Below are 25,610 nucleotides of genomic sequence, written 5' to 3' on the forward strand. Positions count from 1 at the left end.
AACCCAATCCTAAACCAGAATGATCAATGACCAACCGCCAATCCCCCCACGCCGCCAGCTATGTGACGAGCGCTGCGCAGGGGGATTAGCTGTCACCGCGTGTTACACCACCAAATGGGACGTGATCTTCTGGAAAGTCGTTGTACGTAAGAAACATGTTATAACTACTGTTAGAACTTATGTTTATCTCTAAGGTAAACCTCTAAGGTTTCTAAGTACGTAGTCTACTGTTAGAGAATACCTGCGCGACCCCGGGCGATGCCCCTCCACAGAACCTGCAGGTCCCCTCCTGGTTCACGAGCGGGGCCGAAAGCCATAAGCCCCAGAGATGCCCGCTGAGTCCCCTGTTCGGTTGCTGTGCTAGGGTGATTAGGGTTTACCCCCTGAACGCCGCCAGTGACTCTCTGTGAGTCACCGTGGGGGTGCTCCTAGGTCGAGGGTGGGTGCGATTCGCCGATGATACCCCAATGGGAGTCCTCTAGGTGCCCCACAGAGCCGCCTAGAGCGGTTTCCCATGAATCGCTAAGGGAGCGGTGAGCGGGAAGGTCCTCAACGGGTTTCTGTAGGCCTCAAAGCCGCAAGCCACAGAGAGTCCCACTGAGTCCCATGTTGGGTTGCTGGGCTGGGGTGATTAGGGTTTGCCCCCTGAGCCCCGACAGTGACTCCCTCTGAGTCACCAAGAGGGTGCTCTATGGAGGGCCGTGGGTTCGATCTGACGATCTTCGGCTACTCGGTGCGCTCCAGAGAGGTTGCCTGTTTATGCAAACCGAGACCAAGCAATCCTGACCTAGCCCCTATTTGGGTGGTTGAGGCACGATCCACCCATGTGCACCCTAGTGATTCTCTTGCGGAACTTAGGTTCTTACGATTGAGAGGTGACCTCTCAGCATCGGGACATATAGCAGTGGATCATTGAGCCAATCATATAGATCAACTCCAACGTCTAGTCTGAGCTTATATATATGATATCTCTATGTTTATTGATCATGTATGTGCGATGAGGGGTGGTCTCCGAGCGAAGCGACAACAGCAGGTCCTGATAAAGTTCAGTAGCTGGTACTTGCGATCTGGGAATCCTCCCTACGTAAGTTCTTACTGTTAGTTCTTACTGTTAGTTCTTACTGTTAGTTCTTACTGTTAGTTCTTACTGTTAGTTCTTACTGTTAGTTCTTACTGTTAGTTCTTACTGTTAGTTCATACTGTTAGTTCATACTGTAAGTTCTCTGCGAGAACTACGTCTAAGGTAAACTCTAAGATAACCTAACGCGACCCGGCAGTCCCCCGGCGATCAACCCGCAGTCCCACCCCCAGTCCAAATGCTGTAAGCCACAGAGAGACTCACTGAGTCCCCTGTCTGGATGCTGGGCTAGGGTGATTAGGGTTTACCCCCTGAACGCCGCCAGTGAGTCTCTGTGAGTCACCGAAGGGGTGCTCTAGGGTGGAGGGTAGGTGCGATTCGCCGATGGTCCCCGTTAGGAGGCCTCTCGGTGCCCCAGAGAGCCGCCCAGAGTAGTTTCCCATGAGCGGGTTGGCGGACGGGTGCCCAGTTGGCTTCTGCGGGGCTTAAAGCCGCAAGCCCCATAGAGCCCCGCTGAGTCCCTAGTTGGGTTGCCGGGCTAGGGTGATTAGGGTTTGCCCACGGAACGCCGTCAGTGACTCGCCCTGAGTCACTTAGGGCATGGTCGGACGCGACACAGATGACAAACAAAGCAGGGCAATACTTTGGCCAAGCCCACGGTGAATAGACACATTCAGAGTTTGGAGAGGGCTTCGATTGTGTGGCTCGTGATTACCCAAAGATTCTGCAACGTTTTGAGGATGCTCTCGTCTTCAAAGGGCTGACCTTTATTGAAGCGTATATCAAAGGTCGCGCGCGGATCGCCGTAGAGTTTCGCGCCCATGCCATTGGAGAGGCCGATGGCCCCGGCTTGATTTCCGTATGGTACCACAAGGGTCATATTCTCGAAGCCGCCCCCAGTGGGGTGGCCAGCAGCGTCAAGGATTTCCAGCTTTTGGATTTCCATGACGGCATTGGTTGCAATCAGGACATGGTGCTTGTCGGCAATGTCAAGCTTGTGGACGCCGTAGAGGTCATTCCCGCCAGCCTCGAAAGGCTTTATTTCATCAAGAATGAACTTGATGACTGCCGCGCTGGGGAGGGAGGTTGCTTTTTGTCCATTGAGGGAAGCTTCCGTATTCTGCCTTGTGTCTCCGAAAGGGAACTTAGTCCATCTGTTGACGGTCCCGCCATTGGCCTCGACGAGGGCACAGTAAGCGTGGTCTAGGGCTGTGCGGAGATTATGGATTGCGTCCCCCACAATGGTAGGAGTATGCCGAGGAATGCGCCCGCCAAGGGATCGTTTCTTCCATCTATTGGGATTGGGTTCCGGCCGGAGGGCTTTAACGTTTTCCATCACGTAGGCCCTGACAATCGCTTCTAATTGCTCGATGTGATGGTTGGCCCGTTCTATCTTTAGAACCGCACCGCGAAAGTCTTGGCGAGTAATCATGATAGGCACCGATCAGAACAAAGAGGACGAGGTGCTAAAGCGCATGCTGAGCACCCGACCTAGTCCACATAAACCAGCGAAAGAGTCGAGTCCAAAGGGCAAGCCGAAGGACAAGCAGCCCGATTAGCGGCGCTTCTTGTCTGGAATGAACTCGAAAGTCAGTTGGGGTGGGCCGACTTTCTTAGGCAGCGAGTTGACCAGCCCGTCGACGGGTCAGGCGACGTCCGGCGATGAAGAATGGTTTTGCCTCAGTCACGTCAGAGCTCAATTGAAAGCGCGTGGACCGCAGTTTCCCCCCAGAGGGTCCGGGCCAGCTCCAGCACTACCGAAGCGGCCCCTCTGCAAATCCTCAGGAGCTCCTTACGTGGCACTCAGAGGCATTCGCTGCTTACCCTTTGAGTGCCGCCCTAGGGAAGGGGTTCGGAAAGCGGTAGTTGCGCGGCATTGGCAGGCCCTCGGCCCATGCTGCCAGCCATCGTTCCTCGGTCCGCGATACCGCTGCATCGAACTCTTCCAAGGTCTTGTTCGTCTCGCTCTGTGTCGGTCTTTTCATGCCCATCTCCTAGCTTCACGAGGCTATCCTCAGTGCCCTAGCTAGAGGCTATCAGCCCCCCGCTCCTCAATCCAGCCACACAGAGGGGTAGTCACCCTAGCGGGGCCAATGGAGTCAGCAGGTTAGTCTGACGGGATGTCTGACTGGGGTATACCCTAACAAGACACACACATAGGACGCCCTGAGCGTCTGAATAGGATTGACTTTTGATTTATCGGACACTAGGTGGCTGAGGTCTAGACTCTATTCGGACAGGAGACCGGGATGATTGGCAAGACTTACGGATATGCAAGGGCGTCCTCTGAAGACCAAGATTGCGCCTTGCAGGAAGCACGACTTCGGGACGCAGGGTGTGACATCGTGCGCTCCGAGAAGCGGACAGGGACGTCGCTTGCGGGGCGGGACGAACTGGCCACGTTGCTAGAGTTCATGCGGGAAGGGGATACCCTAGTTGTCACTCGGGTGGACCGCTTGGCAAGGTCGCTATCGGATCTCCTAACCATAGTGAATACCTTGGAGGCCCAAGGAGTTAAGCTGAGATCCACTGAGCAACCTGTCGACACTTCCAGTCCCGCAGGCAGGGCCTTCCTTCAGATGCTCGGGGTGTTTGCCGAGTTCGAAACCGCGCTCCGCCGGGAGCGTCAAATGGAGGGGATCGCCAAGGCAAAGTCTGAGGGCCGCTATCGGGGTCGCAGACCGTCGGTGCCTGTCGAGGAAGTTAGGGCGCTTTCTGCAAAGGGCTTTGGGCCCACCGCTATAGCCAAGCAGTTGGGCATCGCACGATCATCGGTCTACGAAGCGTTACCTTAGCAGTCAGAACGCAAAGTATTGAGTGCGCCTTCTCTTTGCCCTGCTTAGTTTTACCTACTTCTGTGACTTGGTACTAAATTGGACACCGGAAAGTCAGAGTTACCGAGATTTAACACTTGGGGTTCAAACTTGACAAAATGGCCTTCTAGGTCGAAACACGCGTTAGGAGATAATTGATGATGGAAACAGATTCCTTAAACCGCACGCTTCGCGTGTTGGTAATAGAGACCGATGGCTACTTCGATGCTCAATGCTTGGAGTACAACATAGGTGTATCGGCTTCGTCGATTGAGGAGCTTAAGCGTCGCTTTGAAGACGTTGTTTACCTTGAGCAAAGTGAACCGGGATTCCTGCAGCTCGAAGCTGCGCCAGAGCATTTTCACGACTTATGGAATCAAGCTAGAGTAATCGAATCTAGCAGTGCTGACCGGGAATTACGCTTGGCGGCCTAATAACTGAGGCTTTGATGGCACATCCGTTTGGGGCGACCTCCGTCGCAAGTTACTTTGCGTGGGCGGCTCAAAACGGGTGCCAGTGTCAGTCCGGTTACGGTGGCCCAAATGGGTCGCCATTCGTCAAAATCACTGCTCCCAGCGGCAAATACGTATTTGTTGTCGCACACCAGCGAGAATACATGACCTCAACAGCCCTTTCTAGGTGCGACCAAAGATTGGGCATGAGTTCGCCATTTGAGCGGGTTTAACTCAATCGACTCCGCGCCATCCTCAATTTGAATTGCAGCCCTCAGGCAACTTGATAGCATCCACCACAGCCCTCCGGTTCTCCCTTGTGGGACCCTTGTAGTAAACCGAAGTGGTAACCCCCTTGTCCGGAGCGTGCCCGATGACGGCCTGCGCGTGTACCTTGATGCACCCGGCGTTTAATGCTGCCGTTAGAAACCAATGCCTGAAGCTGTGAAACACCAACGTTGAGTCTCTCCGCCCTGCTTCATTTGCCCCGAGTGATAGTGCCTTCCGATAGGCGGTGAACCTTTGGGAGAGCCCGTGGGTGCGCCGCCCTTGAACGGGTATTAAGCCCTCAATCAAGTATTCGTCCGGGCTTCTGTCTTTGGTCAAAGCAGCCACTAGCGAGGTTAGTTCCGAGTGTATCGGGATGCGCCGGATTGCCGCGCGTGTTTTTCCACCACGGATGCAAAGTTCATCGCCTTCAACATCGCTAACCTTTAGCCTTCCAATCTCCTCGAGGCGCGCACCTGTGAGAACTCCAAAGCGGATCGCTTGTGCCAAGCGTGGGCGGGCTGGGCCATTCCAAAGGGCGACTATCTCTTCATCTGAAGGTGCTCGCCTCTTCGCAGCCGGGTTTGATTTACCGGATCGGAGAACTCTCGACGCTTCCCGCCAAGGGTTATTGGATGCGTTAGGTTGTTCAGTTTCAACGGCCCACCCCCAGACCCCGCCAAGTGCCCGTGCATAGGAAGCCATGGTCCCAACAGTGAGGTCTCCACGGGCTTCCAACTCCTTTAGAAACCGTCGGGCTATCCGTGTTGAAACCCTGTCGTATCCGATTAGGGGCGGATTTGCGGGCTGCTCTCGGTACCACTCAAGGAAAACCTTTGAGGCTTTGCGTACCCTCGAGCGGTAGCTCTCTCCCCAACTATTGGCGCGGTCCCGGATTGCTTCCTCGGCCCAATCTGTCACGCTTCCATAAGCACTCTCTACGAACCGAGACGCAGGAGCGTCCCCTTCATAAACCGGGACTTGAGTGTCGCCCTCCCATGTTTCCCCGATTATCTGCCCCCGAAGCCTGTCAACTTCATCGGAGATTAGATCGTCGGCTTGGTCTCGAGTTGCCGGGACAGTCCAAAGGGCTCTAAATTCACGCGCCACTACCTCGCTTTCCGTCTCCCTCCCGCGACCCTTTAGGACCCCGTTAGAGTCCCTCCGAGCTAGCTCAATACGGTCCTTCAGCCTCGCGTAGGCTTGGGGGTGTAGCGTGCGCGCCGCAGGCTCATGAGATGTCCCAAGGGCCTCTTGTAAGTGGGTGTTCCCGCCAAACTGGTCGCGCACCGACGGGGGAATGATTATACGCACATAGTAGCGATTTCCCCGCTTCCATAAGCCTATTGGCAGTAATCTTCCAGTCGTTGTAGGTGACACTTTTGGGGCTTTCATAGGTGACAGTTCTACGCCTATCCCAATGAAATACAATGGATTCTTACTGTTAGGCGCGTAAAAGTACCGTCTCCCCCCGACCGCACCACCCCTTTCTGAGGGGAGATATTCCATCAAAGTCAGTGACTCAGATGTCTCGTATCTTTGGATGTGGGTGACAGTTTGGCGTTGAGTTTTTCCTAATGCCGTCTCTCGGGTAGCTTATGAATCGGTCTATCGTGGTTCTGCAGGGCTTTCAGTATTTGGCTGGTGTCGAAGTCCTAATTGCTTCAATCACAACGAGCCACCAGCTGCGCCCTGGCCATGTCAAAGTGCGAGCGTAACTGGCGCTGCGTACTCCTTTAGATTGACTTGACTGCTATTGCTTTGGACTTATACTATCTTTGATTGATAAGGGGCAAACACATTGGCGCTCACAAAAAAATTGAAAAATGAAGTACTTACGGTTTCGATGCTTCTTTTGCTTTCTTCGATTGTTGTCAGTTTCGGTGACGACTTTCTGCAGTCAACTCAAACCTGCACTGTGACCAAGTCAGTCTTGTCAGACGGGATGGAAGTTACGAAAAGCGACTGTCGGTCGCCTTGGCAATGGTGGGACTAGTCGAGCGGCTTTTGACACGTTTGAGAAAGAACCTCTCAGCATCGGGACAGATAACAGGGGACCAGAGAGCCAAGCATATTGATCAACTCAGTATCTAGGCTAATCATGTCTGTATGATATCTCTCTGTTTATCGATCATGTGTATGCGATGATTGGGGTCTCCGAGCGAAGCGGCAACCAGTAGGTCCTTCGTCAAAGTGGTTCATTGTTTGGCGTTCTGCCGCAACATGGGCGGGATCGCTCATGGCTGGCATCTCGACCTCGTCGAGCTTTGGGTTTGCGTTTGAATCGCTTCGACGCACCACTTACCGTAGCTAGCATAGACATCGCCGCCACATCGTGGCATAGCCGCGAACCTTTCGGGCTTAGGCCCCAGCGCTATCCCATCAACCCGCGTAATCCGCTTCCTTTTTAGGACATCATCATGCAAATCGTCGAAAAATCTGCTGAAGGCCTTAGCCGCGTCTATGGCGTCACCATTGCCGCCTCTCTCATTGCTACGCGCACCGATGCCAAGATCGCAGAATTGGCCCCTCAATTGAACATCAAGGGCTTCCGCAAAGGCAAAGTGCCCGTCGTTCATGTGAAGCGCATGTATGGCAAGTCCATTATGGGCGATTTGTTGAACGAGCTGGTGCAAGAAGGCATTGAAGGCACCGTGTCGAACAACGGCATCCGCGCTGCCAGCCAGCCAGACGTGACCAATTTGGGCAATCTCGGCGATGTGATGGACGGCAAGGCCGACCTGACCTTTGATGTTGAACTCGACATCATGCCAGACTTCACCCCTGCGGATATCCAGACCCTGTCGGTGACCCGCCCTGTGGCTGAAGCAACCGAAGCTGAAATCGAGGAAGCCTTGGCCGAGATCGCCAAGCAGTCGCAGTCCTTTGAAGTGAAGAAGGGCAAAGCGGCCAATGGCGATGCGGTTGTCTGCAACTTCGTGGGCAGATTGAACGGCGTTGAGTTTGACGGCGGCAAGGCCGATGGCTCCACCGTGGTTCTGGGCTCCAATACCTATATCCCAGGCTTTGAAGAGCAATTGGTCGGCGTGAAAGCTGGCGATGAAAAAGTCCTGAACGTGACTTTCCCCGCCGAATATGGCGTGGCGACTTTGGCCGGTCAGGCTGCGACCTTTGACGTCACCGTGGTTGAAGTCAAAAAGGCCGTTGAAACCAAGATTGACGATGAGTTGGCCAAGAATGTCGGCCTGTCTGACCTCGCGACCCTGAAGGACGCGATCAAGAAGAATATCGAAGATCAATTGGCACAATTGTCGCGCCAAAAAGCCAAGCGCTCGTTGTTGGACGCTTTGGACGCCACTCACAGCTTTGAGTTGCCCCCTAAAATGTTGGCAGCTGAATTTGAGGCCATCTGGGCGCAAGTGACCCAAGACAAGGCCGCTGGCAATGAAGATCCAGAAGATGCTGGCAAGTCGGAAGACGAGCTTAAGGCTGAATATACCAAGATTGCAGAGCGTCGCGTACGCTTGGGCCTCGTCTTGGCTGAGCTTGGCCGCGTCAATGGCGTGGAAGTGAAAGACGAAGAAGTCGGGCGCGCCATTCAAGCCGAAGCCTCGCGTTATCCCGGTCAAGAGCGCCAAGTCTATGAGTTCTTCCAAAAGAACCCCAATGCTGTGGCCAGCTTGCGCGCCCCCTTGTATGAAGAAAAGGTCGTCGACTTCGTTCTGCAATTGGCCAAGGTTACCGACGTGACGGTGACCCGCGCTGAACTTGAGAGCGAAGATGAAGTCGCTCCCGCGGCGGAAGCTAAGCCTGCCAAAAAGGCCCCAGCCAAGGCGAAGGCCAAGAAGGAAGCCGCTCCTGCTGAGGAGGCTCCAGTTGAAGCTGCGGCAGAAGAAAAGCCAGCACCAAAGAAGAAGGCTCCTGCTAAGAAAAAGGCTGACTAAGTCTTTCTCCGATTGCTCGAAATCAAGGCCCCGGTCATTTGATCGGGGCCTTTTTGTTTGGGCGGACGCACATACCAATATGTAGCCAGCGGCAAAGGCGTTTTGAGTGGAAACACCCCTTCACTGCCTTCGGCAGAGCTTTCCCGTAAACGGGGAAGCGGCAAGCGGAAGCAGTTGGGACGTGCCGCTTCCCCGTTCACGGGGTTTCGGCGTATACGCCGATGTGTCCCGAAGGGACTGAAGGGGTAGCTGCCCAAAATCACGTTCCACTCTGCGAGTAGACCGCCGATCAATCCTTCAAAAAGTAGGTAATAGTCGTCACCACCCGAACTTTTTTGTCGATCTGGCGGTCAGGTGGGCTGTCGGGGATTTCGACGGCTGGATTGACTTCGATCACGCCTTGATTGGCATTTTGGATGGCCCCGACTTTGGCCCCAGATTCTTTAGCGAATTTATCTGCCGCTTCGCGCGCGCGCTGGGTGGCTTCGGTAAGAAGGGCACCTTTGAGGTCATTCAGGCCTGTGAATTGGAAAGAAGGACCCGAAGATGAGCCATCATTGGCGAACACCACGCCTTCTTTCAATAGATCGCCACTATTGCGCGATGCTTCGGCCAGCTTGTCGACTTCGGTGGTTTTTACCATCAAGTTCTCGGTCAAAATATAGCGTGGGCCGTTCAGCCCGCCGTTGGAATAGGCGTTGGCCAGCTTGTCTTCGACGCGAATGTTTTGCACTTGATAGGCGGTGGCTGGAAAGCCGCGCGCCGTTAGAAACGCCTTCACCGCAGCTTCAGACGTGGTCAGCGCTTGGCGCGCTTCTTCCAAGGAATCACCTGTAGCCACAAAGCTGATCGACCAAAAACCGAGGTCGGCCTTGACGGGGCGCTCTGAAAGACCTTTGACTGTGACCGTGCGAAAGCCCAACCGTGAATGCACGAGGGATTGCCCGGCTGAGAAGCCTGCAAAGGCAATCCCCAACGCCAAAATGCCCGCCGCAGCTAAAAGATTTGTCCGTTCTACCATGATAAAGCCCTCCACACCCGCTACTAGGCCACGCATGCGCCCCGGGTGCAACCGCACGTCCCTGAGGCTTGCTTTGGGCTTGGTTTATGGCGCGTTTAGGGCGGAAGCGCGGAAGAAACGCGCCAAAGCCCCCATTTACGCGTTTGCCTGTTTCTCTTTCTGCAAGGCTGCTTAAATGAATGCGCTTTGGGTGCCATTGGCCTTGGTGGCAGGCTTCCTTCAGATCCTACGCAATGCCGCTCAGCGCAGTCTGTCGGATCGGGCTGGACCTTGGGGGGCGACCTTGGTGCGCTTTCTTTATGGTTTACCTTTCGCTTGTTTGTTTCTCGGCCTTGTATGGTGGTTGGCCCCGCCTTCGACCCTTAAGATCGGGTCTGATTTCTGGTTCGCCGCACCGCTCGGGGCCACCGCACAAGTGTGCGCGACAGCTGCTTTGATCCAAGCGATGCGCGCCTCTAGCTTTGGCCTTGGGTCTACTTTCCAACATATGAGCCTGCCTTTGGCCGCTGTGGTTGGCGTGCTGTTTCTGGGCGACCGGCTAAGCGTGTGGGGCTGGCTCGGCATTTGGGGCGCGACGGCAGGCCTATTGCTCGCATCCTGGCCGACCAAGGGGATCGCTGGGGGGATTGCAGGCTTTAAAGCTGGCTTCTTCGGGCTGGCCTCTGGGGCGTGCTTTGCCGTCTCGGCCAATTGCTACCGCTTGTGCGGCCTGGCGATTGATCCAAGCGCGCCATTCTTTTCGGCAACTTTCACCCTTGTTTGTGTGCAAGCCCTGCAGAGCCTTGTTTTGGGGGGAATCTTATTGGTGTTTGACCGCCGCGCCTTAGCCGCACTGGCCGCGGATGGGCGGGCGTCTTGGTCTGCTGGTTTTATGGGGGCCGCCGCTTCTGCCTGCTGGTTTGCCGCATTGACCCTCGCACCGGCTGCTTTGGTGCGGGCCCTAAACGCCTTGGTTGAGGCACCGGCGGCAACGCTCTTGGGCTGGATACGCTTTAAAGAAACCATCGACCTACGACGGGCAATAGGCTCTGCCTTGATTGTCGCTGGCGTGGTGGTTTGCGTCTTGGGGCAATTATCGGCGTCTTAGGCAGACCGACGCGCCGCTTCCAGAAAGGCTGATGCCGCCAAGGCCATGCCATTGTGAACAGATCGGACGAGCTCGGCGGACGAAAAGGGTTTAGGCAAAGCCACATCGGCCCCGGCCTCCAAGGTCTTCAGCCAAGCGCGGCGGGCTACGTCGCTGTCGCCCTTATCGGAAAATGCGATAATGGCGACACCGGGAAAAACCTCGCGCATCAAAGCGACTAGTTCTGCGCCATCCTCATTCGTTACGTCCACTTGCGTCACAACAGCATCCAGATCGAGCACATCGATATGGTCAAGCGCCTCGTCTAAACTGGCCCCGCAGGTCACGCGAAAATCATGCTCTTTTAGCCCGGCTTCGCAGATTTTGCGCAACGTCCGACTGGGCTCAACCACCAGCACATGTGGACGTCGTGTGCCCGATTGTAATCGCTCTGCGACTTCCCCCAAAAGACCTTGCAAGCGTTCTTGCGAGAAGGGCTTTTGCAAAAGAAATTCAGCGCCATCCGCCTTGGCGCGCTCTAACAAGGTTGAAGCAGAATTCCTGCCACCCCCGGCGCTGATCGCGGCAATCGTCACGTCTGGCGCGGCCTGACGAATTTTAGCGATCGTACTGCCATCGGTAGAATCTGGCAGCATCAGGTCGGAAATGACAAGCTCAACGGGTTCATCTGCCAAAACAGTCAGGCCAGAATGGAGATCCAATGCAATCAAAGCAACCCAGCCTGTTCGCGTGATCATTTGGGAGATCACGCGCGCCTGTATCATGCTGTCTTCGATCAACAGGCAGGTGTAGTTAGACAAAATCCACCCCTTAGCATTAGGCAAGCATGTTTAGGCGCGATGCATTAACGTAGTACGAACACAATTATTTGCCGCCTGCTTGGATCTAAACCTGCAGGCTATTTGGCCTGTTGTGGCGCAGTTTTCTGTGTCGATTTTTCTGGTGTCTCGGCAATTGGACGGTTTAGAGCAGCCATTTGCTTAGCTAAGCGAAAGCCATCCTTGGCCAGTTTAGCTTCTTGCGCGCTGCGATCGGTTGGACAGGTGGCGGCACCTTGCCCAAAGGCTTGAAAGCCCGCGTTAAATGAATCCACCAAGGGGTCTCGCAAAGCGCTTTCATCGGGGGCTTCGAGGTCGAGCAAGGTGGACATGCGTGACCGATAGGTTTGATCCTGGCGACCCGAACACGACACACGCAGCGCATGAAGGGAGCCCAGAACGCGGGCTAAGCGCGTTAGATCAGCACGCTTTGTTGGATTAACTGGCCTTGCGCGGCGCTGATTATCAGGCACAATTGCCTGGCCATCGGGGACGGTACCGCTGTAGCCAACGTCTTCGGACTCAAGGCCTTCTGCATTGCGTAAAGCTTTGCGCGGCTTTTGCGGCACAAGGCGATAGGGAGTGGCCCCACCCGCGTCTTGACTGAAATCGGGGTTCCACTCTGATGGTGTATCTTGGGGGATATCAATCGGCGCGTCCTCAACCATGGCTGCGGGCTCACGCCTTGACGTTTCTAACGGAGCACCTGGAACCTCGTAAGTCTCCAGCGTGGGGGTTGGGCCACGATCCTGCGGCTCTTGAATGGCGGTCTGCGCCACGCTCAACGCAGCCCCGCAGGCTGCGAAGGTCGCAATCGCACTCGCCATCCAGATACGTGATTTCATACCCCTAAACGCCCCTGTTTCGGGGGTTAGGTCAAGCAGGAGAGCTTGCTTGCAAGCGTGCAACCCGCGCAATCGATTCATGAGCTTCTGCCATGATCGACTCGATGATCTCCTTGCAAGACAGAATATCGTGTACGCCGCCAGCCGATTGACCCATTGCAAAACAGGATTTGTCAGCTTCTAAGCCCTCAGTCTGCCCGCCAATGCCGCCCATGGCACCAGCCTGCATGCTGATCATGGCTTGATGCGGGAAAGTTTTAATGTCGCCAGGGCGGCTTTCCCAATCTTGTACCCATGCATTGTCTTTCACGCGCATCGGCTTGCCAGAGTAGGAACGGGTCCGCACGGTGTCGGTGTCTTTGGCCGCGACCACCGCATCCTTATACATTTGACCGGCGTGGGCTTCTTTCGACGCAATAAAGCGCGTGCCCATCCAGACAGCTTGAGCGCCAAGTGTGAGCGCTGCAGCAAGGCCTCGTCCGTCATAGAGACCCCCGGCCGCAACAACGGGGATGGTCACCCGCTCGACAGCTTGGGCCACCAGCGGCAAGGTGCCGACAAGGCCTGTATGCCCGCCACCTTCAGAGCCTTGGCAGATGACAGCATCACAGCCAGCGGCTTGAGCTTTTTCCGCATGGCTAACAGCGCCACCGACCACCATGGCTTTGAGGCCTGCGCCATGGAGCTTCTCGATGATCGCAGAAGGAACCCCAAGGCCTGCGATAAAGGCGGTTGCGCCTTCAGCAATGATGATGTCGACCGAGGCTTCAAGGCTACCTGGAACAGCGGCGAGCAGATCGACGCCAAAAGGTCTGTCGGTCAAGGCGCGGACTTTGCGCATTTCGTCGCGGATTTCATCGGGTGAACGCCCGGCCATGCCGAGGCAGCCGTAACCCCCGGCCTCAGAAACAGCAGCACAGACTTCAGCATAGGCTACCCCGCCCATGCCAGCCAGCATGATCGGATGTTCAATGCCCAATAGATCGCAAATTGGTGTTCGTAAGCTCATGGCGCACTCCCTTGTTTTTGCGCCACGTTAAAGCCTTTGCCCTGATGCGCAATCCCTCCGCCTGTCCGTCAGCGTCATGCAGGGCGATAGCGGTGGCAAGTGGTCTCATGGTCGATCACAAGGCCCGCTGCCTGCAAATAGGCGTAACAGATGACAGGGCCACAGAACTTAAAGCCCCGGGCTTTGAGCTTGCGCGCCAACTCTTCCGACTCCGCGGTCTTTGTAGGTCCATCGCGAAACGACAGGGGATGGTTGTGAATCGGTTTGCCGCCGACAACCGACCAGATAAAGTCGGTAAAACCACCTTCTTCCTGCTGAATGGTCTGGAAAAGGCGTGCGGACTCAATGGTGGCAATTATTTTCGCGCGTGCCCGCACAATGCCGGGATTGGCCATCAAACGCTCAATATCATCCGGTGCAAAGGCCGCGACTTTGTCGGGGTCAAAGCCCAGAAAAGCCTCGCGAAAGGCAGCACGCTTGCGCAAAATTGTGATCCACGACAGTCCGGCTTGAAAGCCCTCCAAGCACAAAAGCTCCCAAAGCTCGCGGGCGTCGTGCACGGGCACGCCCCATTCTTCATCATGATAGGCGACATAGAGCGGGTCTGATTCGAGGACCCAGCCGCATCTTGGTTTGCTCATCTTGGCCCCCGCCGCTTTCGTTTGGGCCCCGTGCCCGTGATTGCCAAGAATGTGCCAAGAAACAAAGGAGGGTCAAGCGGCTTAAGGCGAGATATCTCGCCACCGGCAGCGGATGTCACTCTCGTCCTTAAATTGACTAAAACTGTGTCCACATGGACCAGAACGCGTCCAACCGCCTTTAGCGGCTTCCCGTGTGAACGGAAGCTGGTTAAAGATGTGTTGGGGAAGGGCATACGGCCCGGAGTTTACATCGTGAAGCACTCGCCATTTCGAATTCTGCTTGTTGTGCCAACCTTGCTTGTGGCTTTGGCTGCCTGTCAATCCATGCCCGGCAGCAATGCCAAGAAGGCACCGGCCTATGTCGAACGGCCTGTCGACTTGCTTTACAATAATGCGCGCGATGAACTCAGCAAAAAGAATTATACCGAGGCCGTGACAGGCTTTGAAGAAGTTGACCGCCAGCACCCCTATTCGGAATGGGCGCGGCGCGCTTTGTTGATGACAGCCTATGCCAATTATCAACAGAACAAATATGAAGATGCGATTGCAGGGGCCCAGCGCTTTGCGTCCCTCTATCCCGGTAATGATAGCGCGGTTTATGCCTATTATTTGATCGCCATCTGCTATTTCGAGCAGATTGTCGACGTGGGCCGCGATCAGCGCATGACGGAATTGGCCTTGGCTGCCCTGAACGACGTCGTCCAGCGCTATCCCCAAAGCGAATATGCCCGCGACGCCCGCTTGAAGATTGACATGACCCAAGACCAGTTGGCTGGCAAGGAAATGGAAATCGGGCGTTATTATTTGCGCGATGGCCAGCAATTGGCCGCTTTGGGTCGGTTCCGTCGCGTGATCGACCTGTATCAAACCACGACTCACGTGCCAGAAGCTCTGCACCGTTTGGTCGAGACCAATCTGTCGATGGGCCTAGTTGAAGAGGCCACGAAAGTTGGGGCGGTGCTTGGTTACAATTACCCAGGCTCGGAGTGGTATGAAGCCAGCTATAAATTACTGACGGCAAAGGGTTTGACGCCTGAAGGCAAGCCGGAGAGGCGCGGTCTGTTCCAGCGCATCGCTAAGCCAAAGCGTGGCCTCGAGCGCGCACCTGAGCCACCGCAAACATCGGCCCCGCAAGCGAGCAAATGAGACTGCTTAGCCCGCGTTGGACGTCCGTAAAACACGCCGGGAGGCAAGACCGACTGGGTGGCCCATGCTGATTGCCTTGTCTATCCGCGATGTGGTTCTGATCGAAACCTTAGACCTCGATATAGAGCCGGGTTTCACCGCTCTGACGGGCGAGACTGGTGCCGGAAAATCCATTCTGTTGGATGCTTTAGGCTTGGCGTTGGGCGAGCGCGCAGACCGGGGTTTGGTGCGGCATGGCGCGGAACGCGCGCAAGCCAGCGCCATTTTTGAAATTGGTGACCTGCATCCTGCTATCGCGCTACTCGAAGAATTGGACCTGCCCGAGCCCGAAGATGGAAGGATCGTGTTGCGCCGCTCGATCAGTCTCGACGGGAAAAGCCGCGCTTATGTGAATGACGGGCCAGCTTCGGTCAGTGCATTACGCAGATTGGGCGCGTGTCTGTTGGAAATTCATGGGCAACATGCTTCAGTCGGCCTGATGGACCCTTCAACCCACCGCGACCTATTGGACATATTTGCCAAAGCCGCGCCGCTCAAAGCCCAAGTGGGTGAGGCTTGGCGCACGCTGGACGCGGCCCGGTCTGAGTTGGAAGACGCCGAAATGCGCGCCCGCCGGGCCTCGACAGACCGCGATTATTTGGCCCATGTGCTTGGCGAATTACAAAGGCTTGGGCCAAAGGCGGGCGAAGAAGCGGCTTTAGACGCGGAACGGCGCGCCCTAATGGGCTCTGAAAAGGCCGCAACCGCCTTAAAGGACGCGACTGATGCTCTATCGGATGGCAAAGCTGAGCAACGCATGGCCGCCGCCTCTCGGGCGCTGTCGCGCGTTGGTAAGCCCGAAGGTGAGGGGGCTGATGCCCTGTCCAAGGCAGTGGATCAAGCCGCAGCCTCACTCGAACGCGCACTGAGCGAATTGTCCGATGCCCAGGGCTGGATGGCGCGCGCTGGCGACGCCTTGGATGGTGACCCCAGTCGTCTCGATCATTTGGAAGAGCGCTTGTTTGCCTTGCGCGCTGCGGCTCGCAAGCATGGTGTGACTGTTGAAGCTTTGCCAGATGTCCTCAAGCGGGCGGAACAAAACCTTGCCAATATTGATCACGCCGATGAGGCCATTCAAGCAGCTAAAGCGGCCTTAGCCAAAGCTCAAATAGCTTATGATCAGGCCGCAACGGCACTATCCGCGCGCCGCCACACCGCAGCCGCAGCGCTAGACAAGGCCGTGGAGCTGGAGCTGCCACCGCTTAAACTCGAAAAAGCGCGCTTCCGTAGCCGTGTGGATAGTGATGCTGCCCGGCCAACCAAGGATGGGATTGATCGGGTGACGTTTGAAATCGCCGCCAATCCAGGCGCTGGCTTTGGGGCCTTGTCAGAGATTGCCTCAGGGGGCGAGTTATCGCGTCTGTCGCTCGCGCTGAAGCTGGTTCTGTCCACCGATGGCGGCACACTCGCCTTGGTGTTTGATGAAGTGGATCAAGGCATTGGTGGCGCAACCGCTGATGCGGTTGGCCGCCGGCTGGCGCGCTTGTCCCAGACCGCCCAGATCTTGTGCGTGACCCACAGTCCGCAAGTTGCGGCGCGCGCGCGCCGTCACTGGCGGATTGAAAAGCGGGTGGAAAACGGCATCACGCGCACAGGCGTGAGCACGCTTCCCGATGCGGCACGCGAAGAAGAGCTGGCGCGCATGTTGTCTGGCGCTGAGATAACAGCAGAAGCCCGCGCAGCAGCCCGCGCCTTGGTTGCCGCTAGTCAGGACTGAGCCGCCTGAATTTGGGTGTGGAAAGGCCGACGGGAAGTCTCTAGTTCAGGCTTCACCTGAGGCGAGCTTAGCGTTAGTTTCTGGGCCATGGATATCACGAAGCTTCCAGTCGATTCGCTCACTAAAGAACAAGCTGCTCAAGAGCTGGAGCGGCTTGCCCGCGAGATTAGTGAGAACCGGCGCGCCTACTTCGAAGAAGACGCCCCCACGCTTTCCGATGCCGAATATGACGCGCTGGAGCGGCGCAATCGCCTGATCGAGCAACGCTTTCCAGCCTTGGTGCGTGCCGATAGCCCCTCGAAGAGCGTTGGTAGTGCGGCTTCAACTAAATTCTCGAAGATCACCCATCAAGTGGCCATGCTGTCGCTCGATAATGCCTTTAATGACGGCGATGTCGCCGACTTTCTGGGGCGGGCGCAGCGCTTTTTGGGGTTTGAGGATCAGAGTGCCTTGGCCTGTTCGGCAGAGCCCAAGATTGACGGCCTGTCCCTGTCGGTGCGCTATGAGAAGGGCCAGTTGAAGCATGCTGTCACCCGTGGCGATGGGAAAGAGGGCGAGGATGTTACCGCCAACGTGCTGTCCATTGGCGATATTCCCAAGCAGTTAGCAGGCGAGGGCTGGCCTGAAATCTTGGAAGTGCGCGGCGAGGTGTATCTAAGTCATGCGGCGTTTGAAACTCTAAACCAAGCCCAGACAGAAGCGGGTTTGCCACTTTATGCCAATCCAAGAAATGCGGCCGCCGGCAGCCTGCGCCAACTCGACCCAGCCATAACCGCCCAACGCCCTTTAAGCTTCTACGCCTATGCTTGGGGCGACGTGAGTAGCCCGTTTGCGACCACGCAAATGGAGGCCGTGGCCAGTTTCGCGCGCTGGGGCTTTAAGACCAATGCGGACATGAAGCTCTGCGCTGATACAGCGGGTTTGGTGGCGCATTATCAGGACTTAGGCCTACGTCGGGCAGAGTTGGGCTATGATATTGATGGGGTGGTTTATAAGGTCAATGACCTTGCCCTACAGGCGCGTTTGGGCATTGTGACGCGCTTTCCAAGGTGGGCGATTGCCCACAAATTCCCGCCAGAGCGCGCGATCACCATTCTCGATGCCATTGATATTCAAGTGGGCCGCACGGGTGCACTTACCCCCGTTGCGCGCGTGCGGCCCGTCACCGTGGGCGGCGTCGTGGTTTCCAATGCGACCTTGCATAATGAGGACTTCATTGCAGGCATTGTGCTCGACCGGGTGACAGGTCTGCCCGTGCGCGGTGGCAAAGATTTGCGGATTGGCGACCACATCGTCATCCAGCGGGCAGGGGACGTTATCCCTCAGATTGTCGATATTTTGGTGGATAAGCGTGAGGCAAGCAGTGAGCCGTTTGCTTTTCCCAAAGTGTGCCCGTGCCCATTGCAGACGCCGGCGATCCGGGGCGGCGATGATCAGGGCGGGGACCTTGATGTCGTACGTCGCTGCACCGGTGAATTTGCCTGCCCATTCCAGCGTCTGCGGCACTTGGAACTCTTCGTCAGCCGCAAGGCTTTTGACATCGACGGCCTCGGCCCGCGCCAATTGCAGGATTTTTTCGATTGGGGCCTCGTCAAAGAGCCTGCCGACATCTTTAAGCTCGCTGATCATCGCGCCCAACTGGAAGGCCGCGACGGCTATGGCCAAACCTCGCTAAACAATCTCTTCGCGGCCATCGACCAAAGGCGCGACATTGATTTGTCGCGCTTTATCTTTGGGCTGGGTGTTCGCCATGTGGGCGAGACGACCAGCGGCGTCCTGGCGCGCGCCTTTGGTTCCTGGACGGCCTTCAAAGCCGCAATTGATCTGGCGCAAGACCAGCGCGCTAATGAAGCTTATCGTCGATTAGAGGCCACCCATGGCCTTGGTCCGCGCGCGCTGGAGGCATTGCTGAACTGGGCGGCAGAGGCCGAAGCGCCGGCACAGGCGAGCCTGTTTGACGATGTCGCCGAAAACCTTGCCAAGCTCCGATTGTCGGAAGTGGCCATGCCTGCCCGCAAGGCTTTAATTGAGGTCTTTCCCGAGTGGGCAGGTTTGGTGACCACCCTGAAGTCAGCCGCAGCCGGGCGCCCCCAAGATGGCTACATCTCCTTAGCTGCGATTGATGGCATGGGCCCGGTCGCCTGTGACGCGCTTCTCGACTTCTTTGCGGAGCCCCATAATCGCGACGCCGTGAACCGCTTACTAGAACAAGTCCGCCCGCGAGACGCAGAGGCACCCGTTTCAGATAGCCCCGTGACCGGTCTCACCATCGTCTTTACCGGCAGCCTTGAAACCATGACCCGCGATGAGGCCAAGGCCCAAGCCATTCGGCTCGGAGCTAAAGTGGCGGGCAGTGTGTCTGCCAAGACAGATATTGTGGTGGCGGGCCCCGGCGCTGGCTCTAAACTCGCCAAAGCTAGCGAACTGGGTGTGCGGGTAATGACGGAAGCAGAGTGGGCTGTGTTTGTGAGCTGAAGGGCTGCAATTTGTCGTAAACCATTCGCATTGACGCGTTATGTCAAATTTAAATCCCACCTGAAAGAAGGCCGACCCTCCCCATGTCAACACGTTCCAATAGCTTTGCCGATCTAGCTTGTGAGTCATTGTCTCGACGTGGGTTTTTAACCGCTACAGCAGCTTTGCCGTCCTTGAGCTTGATGGCGAGTGAAGCGCAAGCGGCCCCTGCTGGCTTTAAAGCTGTGGCGGAGAACCGATTGGACACGGTGGTGGTGCCGGAAGGTTATGTCTGGCAGCCTTTGATTTCATGGGGCGAGCCTTTGTTTGAGGGCATGGCACCTTTGCAGCCCGAAAAGCGCGGCGCACCTTTCTCTTTCACGCGGGTCGAGCAAGAAAATCGCTTTGGCACTCATAATGATATGCTGGCCTTATTTCCTGCCAATTGGGCCTATCCTTGGCCGGAGGGCACGGTGACGCGGGCCATCATGTGCGTCAACCACGAAGCCGTTAGCCCCTTTATGGCGGCGCCTGGTAACGACGGTCAGCCGATCGATACAAACACCGAGGCGCTGGAAGCGCTTTATGCCTGCATGGGTGTGAGTGTGTTTGATGTGGCGCATGATCCCGCCAGCGGGGCTTGGTCAGTTGTGAAAGGCCCTGCCATTGGCGTCGGCCGTAACCGCCGCGTGACGCCTTTTAGCGAAGTGGTGTTTGACGGGTCCGCCGCCAATCATCCTTGGATCGCCAAAGCTGGTGCCATCGTCAATGAAGTCGAGAGCGCGCGCTCTGGTGCGCCTAAAGTCAACGGGGCTGTTAAGGCGGGCACCTTCCAAAACTGTGCCGGTGGCTTTACGCCGTGGGGCACCTATTTGACGGCGGAAGAGAATTTCAACAGTCAATTCTTCACGTCCAATAAGACCAGCCCCGCTTTGGTCGAAGCCCAAGCCGACGCCGCCTTTGCGGCGGACCAGTCCATCTACCGCTATGATAACTTTTGGCGCATCGGCGGGCCGGCCCAGTTTGACTTAAGCCGCAACCCACATGGCCCGTCGCTCTATGGCTGGATCGTGGAAATTGATCCCTATGATCCAGATTGGCGGCCACATAAGCACACCGCTCTTGGCCGCAAGGCCAATGAATGTGCAACGACCGTTTTGTCCAAGACCAATAAAGCCGTGGTCTATACGGGCGATGATAGCAATAATCAGTTCGTCTATAAGTTTGTGTCACGCGACCGCTTTGACCCAACCAATCGGATTGCTAACCGCTCGCTCCTGACCCATGGGACGCTTTATGCCGCGCGCCTTGAGGCTGATGGTTCAGGGCGCTGGATCGCTTTAACAGCCGCAGCAGCCAATCGCGCACCCCGTGGTCCAGGCGATACGCCCTTTGCCAATGATGGTGATGTGATGGTGCGTTGCCGCGAAGCCGCGCTGCGTCTGGGTGCCACCAAGATGGACCGACCTGAAGACGTTGAGAGCCCGACCGATGGCTCGTTCCGCGGCACGGGCACCGTGTTTGTCATGTGCACCGGCAATCTGTCGGACTCCGGGCGGGCTGGCAATGTCGCTAACCCAAGGCGGAAGACAGTCGCGGGTGATGGGCTTGAGCGCAATCACCAGGGCCATATTGTGCGGATCGAAGAAGCGCGCCAAGACCCGGCGGCTTTGACCTTTACGTGGGATATTTTCGCGGTGGCGGGTGATCCATCTGGCGAGGTGGCACCTGTGACCAATGCGGAAGGCGAAGTTGTCAATGTGTCTTCTTGGCACCTCGGTAAGCCCACGACCACGGGTGATCGCTTTTCCATGCCCGACAATATTACGTTTGATAATCGCAAGTTCTGCTGGATCAGCACCGACGGCACGCCCAGAACCTTTCCGTGTAATGATGGCGTCTATGTGATGCCGATGGTTGGCAAAGGTCCGCGCCCCGTAAAGCGCTTTTTGACCGTGCCGGTCGGGGCGGAATGCTGTGGCCCGTTACTGGCTTGGGACCAAAAGACCTTCTTCTGCGGCGTGCAACATGTGGGCGCGGAAAGCACGACAGGCCAAGATTATCGCGGTGAGCCCAATGGTCCCTATTCAAGCTTCCCAACGGGCGGCTGGCCGCGTGACGCTGTCATTTACGTCCGGCGGCGAGATGGCGGCACGGTTGGGACGTAAACCGCGCAACACCTGCGAATTTTTGCGTTTCTAACTGCTTTGTAACGTGCCAGACAGGTCGCAATCGTCCACGACTGAGAGATGGTCATGGACTGGGGTATTCCCCTGCAATCGGGACCGGGGGGGATATCAGCGCGAACGCGACTGATGACGCGTTTAGCCGGTGTCGCGGTTTGGCTTGCGCTTGGCTTTGCGCTCTTGTCCACACAGCCCCAGACATTGCCTTCACAGGAACCGATTGGAGTTGCCGCCGTTCGCCTTGAGCCGCTTCAGCGACCGGCTTTGGTTGTTCTGCCTCCCACTATTGTCCTGCCAAAACAGCCAGACGCCGCGTTGAAACAAACAAGTCCGGCAATTTCAAAAAGTACAGCCTCTCAGGCGCTCCCCAATAGCGCACCAAGCAAAAGTCTTGCCGCAGGCCGGTCTGGAACAAGCCCTTCTGGTTCAGGTGATAGAGTGCCAGCAGGGGCACCCGTTGCGATTGCCTCCGGACCCAGCCAACCCAGCTCCAGCGCAGGTGTTCCATTCCTTACGACCCAAAGTCAGGCCATCATCAAGGCGCAAGCTTGTGCCCAGATCGATCTCAAAGACCGCCCGCCCGATTGCCCGCCTAATGCGGAACTCAAGCGCCTCTTGCAAATTGCGCGCGGGCCGAAATACCGGCCTGAGAATGCCGAAGCTTTTTCGCGCAACGAATTACGCTGGCGCGACATTCCACCGCCTTGTCTGGAGGATGGGCAAAAAATCAAGATGACGGGGATGGGCGCGTGCGTGCGCTTTGGCATGACGCCGTCGCGCGTCCGCTCGCCTCAGGAAATCTGTGAAGCCAAAGGCCTTGGCGGCTGTGCGCCCGTCCCGTCCCAGGCGGCTGTTAATGCGGCTGTGAAGCAGGCTAAGGGGCAATGATGCCGCCGAACTTTCGCGGGCATTGCAGGGTTTGCAGACAAGGCGGCATGAATTAGGGTTCAAGCATGATCTCCATTGCCCCAGTCCTAACGACCCCAAATCTCACACTTCGTGGCCACACCGTTGAAGACTATGACGGCCTTGCCGCCATGTGGGCAGACCCGGAAGTGATCAAACATATCGGCGGGCGCGCCTCAACGGCACAAGAAGCTTGGTTCCGGCTCTTGCGTTATATGGGCCATTGGCCAGCCTTGGGCTATGGCTATTGGGCCGTGTGTGATCGGGAAAGCGGCCTTTACATTGGCGATGTTGGCCTCGCTGATCATAAGCGCGGGATGCACCCAGAGTTTGATGGCACGCCCGAAGCAGGCTGGGTGATTACGCCAGCCATGGCGGGCCGTGGCTTTGCGACCGAAGCGACCCAAGCGATCCTCGATTGGTATGAAGCCAGCTATGGCCGCGCGCGCACGGTCTGCATGATTGAATCGGTGCACGCGGGCTCAATCCGCGTCGCCAATAAATTGGGTTATGAGCGTTTTGCCGAAGTCACGATGTCGGCCGGGCCGGTTAGTTTGTTTCAGCGCTCTTGATCCAAGCCTCAACTGGGCCCTTCTGTAAGATCGTCAACGGATTGCCCTTGCGGTCCACTTTATTGCCCAAAGCCAAGCGCACCCAGCCTTCGGAAATGCAGTATTCCTCAACATTGGTCTTTTCCTCGCCCTTGAAGCGAATGCCAACGCCTTGGGCGAGGACCTCTTCATTATAATAGGGGCTGCGAGGATTGACGCTTAAGCGGTCGGGCAGGGCGGTGGGGCTGGTTTCATCGGTCATGCCCGCTGCTTAGCCTAATGCGGGCGCGAACCTCAAGGGGGCGGTGTAGTGGGTTAGGTTAGGATTGTTGCGAGCCGTGCCATTACTTCAGCAAGAATAAGGTCCGGCAGTTGATCAACCTTTCGGCCGCCGCGTTCGGCAATGTCTAACACACGCGGCTGATCGCATCGAATGATGCCAGTCGTCTGAATGCCGGCAATAGGGACAGCAAAGCCTAATCGCCGCGCGAAATTGCCGCCATTGGTAATGGGTAAGACGATCGGCAGCTTGGTTGCGAGATTGAAGGCCATTGGGGAAATGATCAGCACAGGCCTGCTCCCTCTTTGCTCGCGCCCCAGAGTTGGATCTAATGACACCAGATAGATGTCGCCTCGGTTCACAAAAGCTCTCCACCAATTGCTGGCGCATCCAGCCAGTCACGGTCTTCCTGTGAGGCACCGTCGTTGTAGTCGGATTGGGATAAGAGCTCTTCCAACGAGTATCGAATTGGTGTTGAGGCTTCGACTACCAATTTGGTGCCATCTAGCGTGACCCCAACACTTGAACCTGCTTGAAGTCGCATAACATCCAAAATGGCAGGCGGAACCGCGAGCATGACAGAGCCGCCAACTTTGCGGAGTTTTGTGGTGTGCATAAGTTCCAACCCCAATTGTTATATTTTAGGATAACATAAACGAGACTGTGGGGCAATTGCCAGAAATTTGTTGAAGCCACACCCCCCCCACTGCACCCAGCCTGATAGATACCCTTTACAAAACAGACTCACATAGCTAGTAACGCCGCTCTTGCTTGGACCGGCTGTGGAGAACCTTGGTGTTCTTCAGACGCGGGACGTTAAAAGCGCAGGGTTCATACCGCCGAAAAGGGTATGTCGCCTCTGATGGCGCGGTCATACGCGTCTTTGCTTCTTCGACCCCGTCAGATGGCCTTTCCAGCTAAAATTAAGTTTGCGCAGCCTGATGCGTCGCCGGTCAAAATGGCGTCGTAGCGGGCTTCGTTCGATGTTTGACATGCGGTCCTATCGTTTGGATGACCGCTTCGCGAGGGTAAATATGGCTCAACAGACCATCCGGATCAGGCTCAAAGCCTTCGACCACCGGGCGCTGGATCAGTCCGCCAAGGAGATCGTCTCCACGGCAAAGCGCACTGGCGCAATGGTACGAGGCCCTGTGCCTTTGCCAACGCGCATTGAACGTTTCACCGTAAACCGCTCGCCACACGTCGATAAGAAGTCGCGCGAGCAGTTTGAAATCCGCACGCACAAGCGCGTGCTCGACATCGTAGACCCAACACCACAAACCGTGGACGCGCTGATGAAGCTCGACCTCGCTGCCGGTGTTGACGTCCAAATTAGTCTGTAAGGGCGCCGGCTATGCGTACAGGATTGATCGCAAAGAAAATGGGCATGACCCGCGTGTTTGCTGCCGATGGCGCACACGTGCCTGTCACTGTCCTGGCTCTCGAAGGCTGCCAAGTGGTGGCCCAAAAGACCGACGACAAAGACGGCTACACAGCTTTGCAAGTGGGCGCTGGTGCTCGCAAGGCAAAGAACGTCACTCAGCCCATGCGTGGTCATTATGCCAAGGCCAGCGTTGAGCCTAAGGCGAAACTGCGCGAATTCCGCGTCAGCTCCGACAATCTGGTCGAAGTTGGCATGGAATTGACCGCTGACCACTTCTTGCCAGGCCAAAAGGTCGATGTCTCCGGCATCACCATCGGTCGCGGCTTTACTGGTGCGATGAAGCGCTGGAACTTCGGTGGTTTGCGCGCAACGCACGGTGTGTCTCTGTCGCACCGTTCGCACGGTTCGACCGGCCAACGCCAAGACCCAGGTAAGGTTTTCAAGGGCAAGAAGATGGCTGGACACTATGGTGTTGAGCGCGTCACCACCCAAAACCTCGTCATCGTTCGTACCGATGTAGAGCGTGGCTTGATCCTGATCCGTGGCGCTGTTCCAGGTGCTGAAGGTTCTTGGGTTGAAATCCGCGATGCGGTGAAGTCAGCAGCACCTGCTGACCTGCCAAAGCCAGCCGCTTTCCGTAAGCCAGGCGATCTGAAGATCGTTCAAGCTGAAGTCGAAGTTGCGGCTCCTGTCGAAACTCAAGAGGGAGCCGAATAATGAAACTCGACGTCCTGAAATTAGATGGCACAAAGGCTGGCTCGGTAGAGCTGGACGACGCTATCTTTGGTGTGGCACCTCGTGCCGACATCTTGCACCGCGTGGTGCGCTATCAGTTGGCCAAGCGCCGCGCTGGTACGCATGACACCCAAAATCGTGGCGATGTTTCGCGCACGCACTCCAAGTTCGGCAAGCAAAAGGGTTCTGGCGGCGCACGTCACGGTTCCCGCAACGCGCCGATCTTCCGGGGCGGTGGCGTGGCTCACGGCCCACACCCACGTTCGCATGCACATA

Annotated in this window: 24 protein-coding genes; 13 read left to right on the forward strand and 11 right to left on the reverse strand. The window is 56.5% G+C overall.

What is annotated here, in order from left to right; translation table 11 throughout:
- Positions 1-1,751: 1,751 nt before the first annotated feature.
- Both ACIQ20_RS11360 and ACIQ20_RS11365 read right to left on the reverse strand, forming a co-directional pair.
- Positions 1,752-2,510, reverse strand: coding sequence for a hypothetical protein (locus ACIQ20_RS11360; RefSeq protein ID WP_395780377.1), 759 nt, complete (start codon positions 2,508-2,510; stop codon positions 1,752-1,754).
- A gap of 388 nt (positions 2,511-2,898) precedes the next feature.
- Positions 2,899-3,063: a hypothetical protein gene (locus ACIQ20_RS11365; RefSeq protein WP_395780379.1), complete on the reverse strand. Its 165-nt coding sequence runs from the start codon at positions 3,061-3,063 to the stop codon at positions 2,899-2,901.
- A gap of 264 nt (positions 3,064-3,327) precedes the next feature.
- Here ACIQ20_RS11365 and ACIQ20_RS11370 point away from each other — a divergent pair, with 264 nt between their 5' ends.
- Positions 3,328-3,873, forward strand: coding sequence for a recombinase family protein (locus ACIQ20_RS11370; RefSeq protein WP_395780381.1), 546 nt, complete (start codon positions 3,328-3,330; stop codon positions 3,871-3,873).
- Positions 3,874-4,049: 176 nt separating this feature from the next.
- The gene (locus ACIQ20_RS11375; RefSeq protein WP_395780383.1) at positions 4,050-4,325 is read left to right on the forward strand and encodes a hypothetical protein; all 276 of its coding nucleotides are present in this window, start codon (positions 4,050-4,052) and stop codon (positions 4,323-4,325) included.
- A 273-nt stretch (positions 4,326-4,598) separates the two neighbouring features.
- Here the strand turns inward: ACIQ20_RS11375 and ACIQ20_RS11380 are convergent, their stop codons facing one another.
- Positions 4,599-6,119 carry a tyrosine-type recombinase/integrase gene (locus ACIQ20_RS11380; protein WP_395780385.1) on the reverse strand — a complete coding sequence of 507 codons (1,521 nt, stop codon included), beginning with the start codon at positions 6,117-6,119 and terminating at the stop codon, positions 4,599-4,601.
- A 911-nt stretch (positions 6,120-7,030) separates the two neighbouring features.
- On the opposite strand from ACIQ20_RS11380, the gene tig reads away from it, so the two are divergent.
- Positions 7,031-8,515, forward strand: a complete 1,485-nt coding sequence (tig, locus tag ACIQ20_RS11385; protein WP_395780387.1) for a trigger factor — start codon at positions 7,031-7,033, stop codon at positions 8,513-8,515.
- A 289-nt stretch (positions 8,516-8,804) separates the two neighbouring features.
- On the opposite strand, the gene ACIQ20_RS11390 is transcribed toward tig, so the two are convergent.
- Positions 8,805-9,536, reverse strand: coding sequence for an SIMPL domain-containing protein (locus ACIQ20_RS11390; protein WP_395780389.1), 732 nt, complete (start codon positions 9,534-9,536; stop codon positions 8,805-8,807).
- A 175-nt stretch (positions 9,537-9,711) separates the two neighbouring features.
- On the opposite strand from ACIQ20_RS11390, the gene ACIQ20_RS11395 reads away from it, so the two are divergent.
- Positions 9,712-10,623, forward strand: a complete 912-nt coding sequence (locus ACIQ20_RS11395) for an EamA/RhaT family transporter (protein ID WP_395780391.1) — start codon at positions 9,712-9,714, stop codon at positions 10,621-10,623.
- Here the strand turns inward: ACIQ20_RS11395 and ACIQ20_RS11400 are convergent.
- The 4 genes from ACIQ20_RS11400 to ACIQ20_RS11415 form a co-directional block, all read right to left on the reverse strand.
- Positions 10,620-11,423, reverse strand: a complete 804-nt coding sequence (locus ACIQ20_RS11400; RefSeq protein WP_395780393.1) for a response regulator — start codon at positions 11,421-11,423, stop codon at positions 10,620-10,622. The two genes, ACIQ20_RS11395 and ACIQ20_RS11400, sit on opposite strands and share 4 nt — an antisense overlap.
- A gap of 98 nt (positions 11,424-11,521) precedes the next feature.
- Complete coding sequence (locus ACIQ20_RS11405; RefSeq protein WP_395780395.1) at positions 11,522-12,286, reverse strand: TIGR02301 family protein; 765 nt, start codon at positions 12,284-12,286, stop codon at positions 11,522-11,524.
- A gap of 31 nt (positions 12,287-12,317) precedes the next feature.
- The gene (locus ACIQ20_RS11410) at positions 12,318-13,295 is read right to left on the reverse strand and encodes an NAD(P)H-dependent flavin oxidoreductase (protein WP_395780397.1); all 978 of its coding nucleotides are present in this window, start codon (positions 13,293-13,295) and stop codon (positions 12,318-12,320) included.
- Between the two features lie 74 nt (positions 13,296-13,369).
- Positions 13,370-13,936 (reverse strand): DNA-3-methyladenine glycosylase I, encoded by a 567-nt coding sequence (locus tag ACIQ20_RS11415; protein WP_395780399.1) that lies wholly within the window; start codon positions 13,934-13,936, stop codon positions 13,370-13,372.
- 252 nt (positions 13,937-14,188) lie between these two features.
- Here ACIQ20_RS11415 and ACIQ20_RS11420 point away from each other — a divergent pair, with 252 nt between their 5' ends.
- The 6 genes from ACIQ20_RS11420 to ACIQ20_RS11445 all read left to right on the forward strand — a co-directional run bounded on the left by ACIQ20_RS11420 (position 14,189) and on the right by ACIQ20_RS11445 (position 22,956).
- A complete protein-coding gene (locus ACIQ20_RS11420; RefSeq protein WP_395780401.1) occupies positions 14,189-15,082 on the forward strand; it encodes an outer membrane protein assembly factor BamD in 894 nt (297 codons plus the stop codon).
- A gap of 64 nt (positions 15,083-15,146) precedes the next feature.
- Positions 15,147-16,838, forward strand: a complete 1,692-nt coding sequence (gene recN / locus ACIQ20_RS11425; protein ID WP_395780403.1) for a DNA repair protein RecN — start codon at positions 15,147-15,149, stop codon at positions 16,836-16,838.
- A gap of 93 nt (positions 16,839-16,931) precedes the next feature.
- Positions 16,932-19,313 (forward strand): NAD-dependent DNA ligase LigA, encoded by a 2,382-nt coding sequence (gene ligA / locus ACIQ20_RS11430; protein ID WP_395780421.1) that lies wholly within the window; start codon positions 16,932-16,934, stop codon positions 19,311-19,313.
- 83 nt (positions 19,314-19,396) lie between these two features.
- Positions 19,397-21,460 (forward strand): PhoX family protein, encoded by a 2,064-nt coding sequence (locus tag ACIQ20_RS11435; RefSeq protein WP_395780405.1) that lies wholly within the window; start codon positions 19,397-19,399, stop codon positions 21,458-21,460.
- Positions 21,461-21,547: 87 nt separating this feature from the next.
- Positions 21,548-22,366: a hypothetical protein gene (locus ACIQ20_RS11440; RefSeq protein ID WP_395780407.1), complete on the forward strand. Its 819-nt coding sequence runs from the start codon at positions 21,548-21,550 to the stop codon at positions 22,364-22,366.
- A 65-nt stretch (positions 22,367-22,431) separates the two neighbouring features.
- On the forward strand, positions 22,432-22,956 hold the full coding sequence (locus ACIQ20_RS11445) for a GNAT family N-acetyltransferase (RefSeq protein ID WP_395780409.1): 525 nt from the start codon (positions 22,432-22,434) through the stop codon (positions 22,954-22,956).
- Here ACIQ20_RS11445 and ACIQ20_RS11450 read toward each other — a convergent pair.
- The 3 genes from ACIQ20_RS11450 to ACIQ20_RS11460 are packed head-to-tail and all read right to left on the reverse strand — an operon-like array spanning position 22,934 to position 23,831.
- Positions 22,934-23,197, reverse strand: a complete 264-nt coding sequence (locus ACIQ20_RS11450; RefSeq protein WP_346383137.1) for a DUF3297 family protein — start codon at positions 23,195-23,197, stop codon at positions 22,934-22,936. The two genes, ACIQ20_RS11445 and ACIQ20_RS11450, sit on opposite strands and share 23 nt — an antisense overlap.
- Before the next feature lie 53 nt (positions 23,198-23,250).
- Positions 23,251-23,577: a type II toxin-antitoxin system PemK/MazF family toxin gene (locus tag ACIQ20_RS11455; RefSeq protein ID WP_395780412.1), complete on the reverse strand. Its 327-nt coding sequence runs from the start codon at positions 23,575-23,577 to the stop codon at positions 23,251-23,253.
- Positions 23,574-23,831, reverse strand: coding sequence for an antitoxin (locus tag ACIQ20_RS11460; RefSeq protein WP_395780414.1), 258 nt, complete (start codon positions 23,829-23,831; stop codon positions 23,574-23,576). Before ACIQ20_RS11460 ends, ACIQ20_RS11455 begins: the two co-directional genes overlap by 4 nt.
- A 418-nt stretch (positions 23,832-24,249) precedes the next feature.
- On the opposite strand from ACIQ20_RS11460, the gene rpsJ reads away from it, so the two are divergent.
- From rpsJ to ACIQ20_RS11475, 3 genes are all read left to right on the forward strand, one after another.
- On the forward strand, positions 24,250-24,558 hold the full coding sequence (rpsJ, locus tag ACIQ20_RS11465; RefSeq protein ID WP_290805157.1) for a 30S ribosomal protein S10: 309 nt from the start codon (positions 24,250-24,252) through the stop codon (positions 24,556-24,558).
- Between the two features lie 11 nt (positions 24,559-24,569).
- Positions 24,570-25,316: a 50S ribosomal protein L3 gene (gene rplC / locus ACIQ20_RS11470; protein ID WP_395780417.1), complete on the forward strand. Its 747-nt coding sequence runs from the start codon at positions 24,570-24,572 to the stop codon at positions 25,314-25,316.
- Positions 25,316-25,610, forward strand: a 295-nt coding sequence (locus ACIQ20_RS11475) for a 50S ribosomal protein L4 (protein WP_395780419.1), incomplete at its 3' end; no start/stop codon positions are given. The genes rplC and ACIQ20_RS11475, both read left to right, overlap by 1 nt.

Source organism: Aquidulcibacter sp. (assembly GCF_044346625.1).
Taxonomy (GTDB): Bacteria; Pseudomonadota; Alphaproteobacteria; order Caulobacterales; family Aquidulcibacteraceae; genus Aquidulcibacter.

Excerpts from the sequence above, each read along its gene's own strand:
- rpsJ (WP_290805157.1), top strand. The coding sequence starts at position 24,250 with ATGGCTCAACAGACCATCCGGATCAGGCTCAAAGCCTTCGACCACCGG.
- recN (WP_395780403.1), top strand. The coding sequence starts at position 15,147 with ATGCTGATTGCCTTGTCTATCCGCGATGTGGTTCTGATCGAAACCTTA.
- ACIQ20_RS11395 (WP_395780391.1), top strand. The coding sequence starts at position 9,712 with ATGAATGCGCTTTGGGTGCCATTGGCCTTGGTGGCAGGCTTCCTTCAG.
- ACIQ20_RS11405 (WP_395780395.1), bottom strand. The coding sequence starts at position 12,286 with ATGAAATCACGTATCTGGATGGCGAGTGCGATTGCGACCTTCGCAGCC.
- ACIQ20_RS11435 (WP_395780405.1), top strand. The coding sequence starts at position 19,397 with ATGTCAACACGTTCCAATAGCTTTGCCGATCTAGCTTGTGAGTCATTG.
- ACIQ20_RS11360 (WP_395780377.1), bottom strand. The coding sequence starts at position 2,510 with ATGATTACTCGCCAAGACTTTCGCGGTGCGGTTCTAAAGATAGAACGG.
- ACIQ20_RS11370 (WP_395780381.1), top strand. The coding sequence starts at position 3,328 with ATGATTGGCAAGACTTACGGATATGCAAGGGCGTCCTCTGAAGACCAA.
- ACIQ20_RS11440 (WP_395780407.1), top strand. The coding sequence starts at position 21,548 with ATGGACTGGGGTATTCCCCTGCAATCGGGACCGGGGGGGATATCAGCG.
- ACIQ20_RS11460 (WP_395780414.1), bottom strand. The coding sequence starts at position 23,831 with ATGCACACCACAAAACTCCGCAAAGTTGGCGGCTCTGTCATGCTCGCG.
- ACIQ20_RS11410 (WP_395780397.1), bottom strand. The coding sequence starts at position 13,295 with ATGAGCTTACGAACACCAATTTGCGATCTATTGGGCATTGAACATCCG.
- ACIQ20_RS11390 (WP_395780389.1), bottom strand. The coding sequence starts at position 9,536 with ATGGTAGAACGGACAAATCTTTTAGCTGCGGCGGGCATTTTGGCGTTG.
- ACIQ20_RS11380 (WP_395780385.1), bottom strand. The coding sequence starts at position 6,119 with ATGGAATATCTCCCCTCAGAAAGGGGTGGTGCGGTCGGGGGGAGACGG.
- ACIQ20_RS11365 (WP_395780379.1), bottom strand. The coding sequence starts at position 3,063 with ATGAAAAGACCGACACAGAGCGAGACGAACAAGACCTTGGAAGAGTTC.
- rplC (WP_395780417.1), top strand. The coding sequence starts at position 24,570 with ATGCGTACAGGATTGATCGCAAAGAAAATGGGCATGACCCGCGTGTTT.
- ACIQ20_RS11445 (WP_395780409.1), top strand. The coding sequence starts at position 22,432 with ATGATCTCCATTGCCCCAGTCCTAACGACCCCAAATCTCACACTTCGT.
- ACIQ20_RS11375 (WP_395780383.1), top strand. The coding sequence starts at position 4,050 with ATGATGGAAACAGATTCCTTAAACCGCACGCTTCGCGTGTTGGTAATA.
- ACIQ20_RS11450 (WP_346383137.1), bottom strand. The coding sequence starts at position 23,197 with ATGACCGATGAAACCAGCCCCACCGCCCTGCCCGACCGCTTAAGCGTC.
- ACIQ20_RS11415 (WP_395780399.1), bottom strand. The coding sequence starts at position 13,936 with ATGAGCAAACCAAGATGCGGCTGGGTCCTCGAATCAGACCCGCTCTAT.
- tig (WP_395780387.1), top strand. The coding sequence starts at position 7,031 with ATGCAAATCGTCGAAAAATCTGCTGAAGGCCTTAGCCGCGTCTATGGC.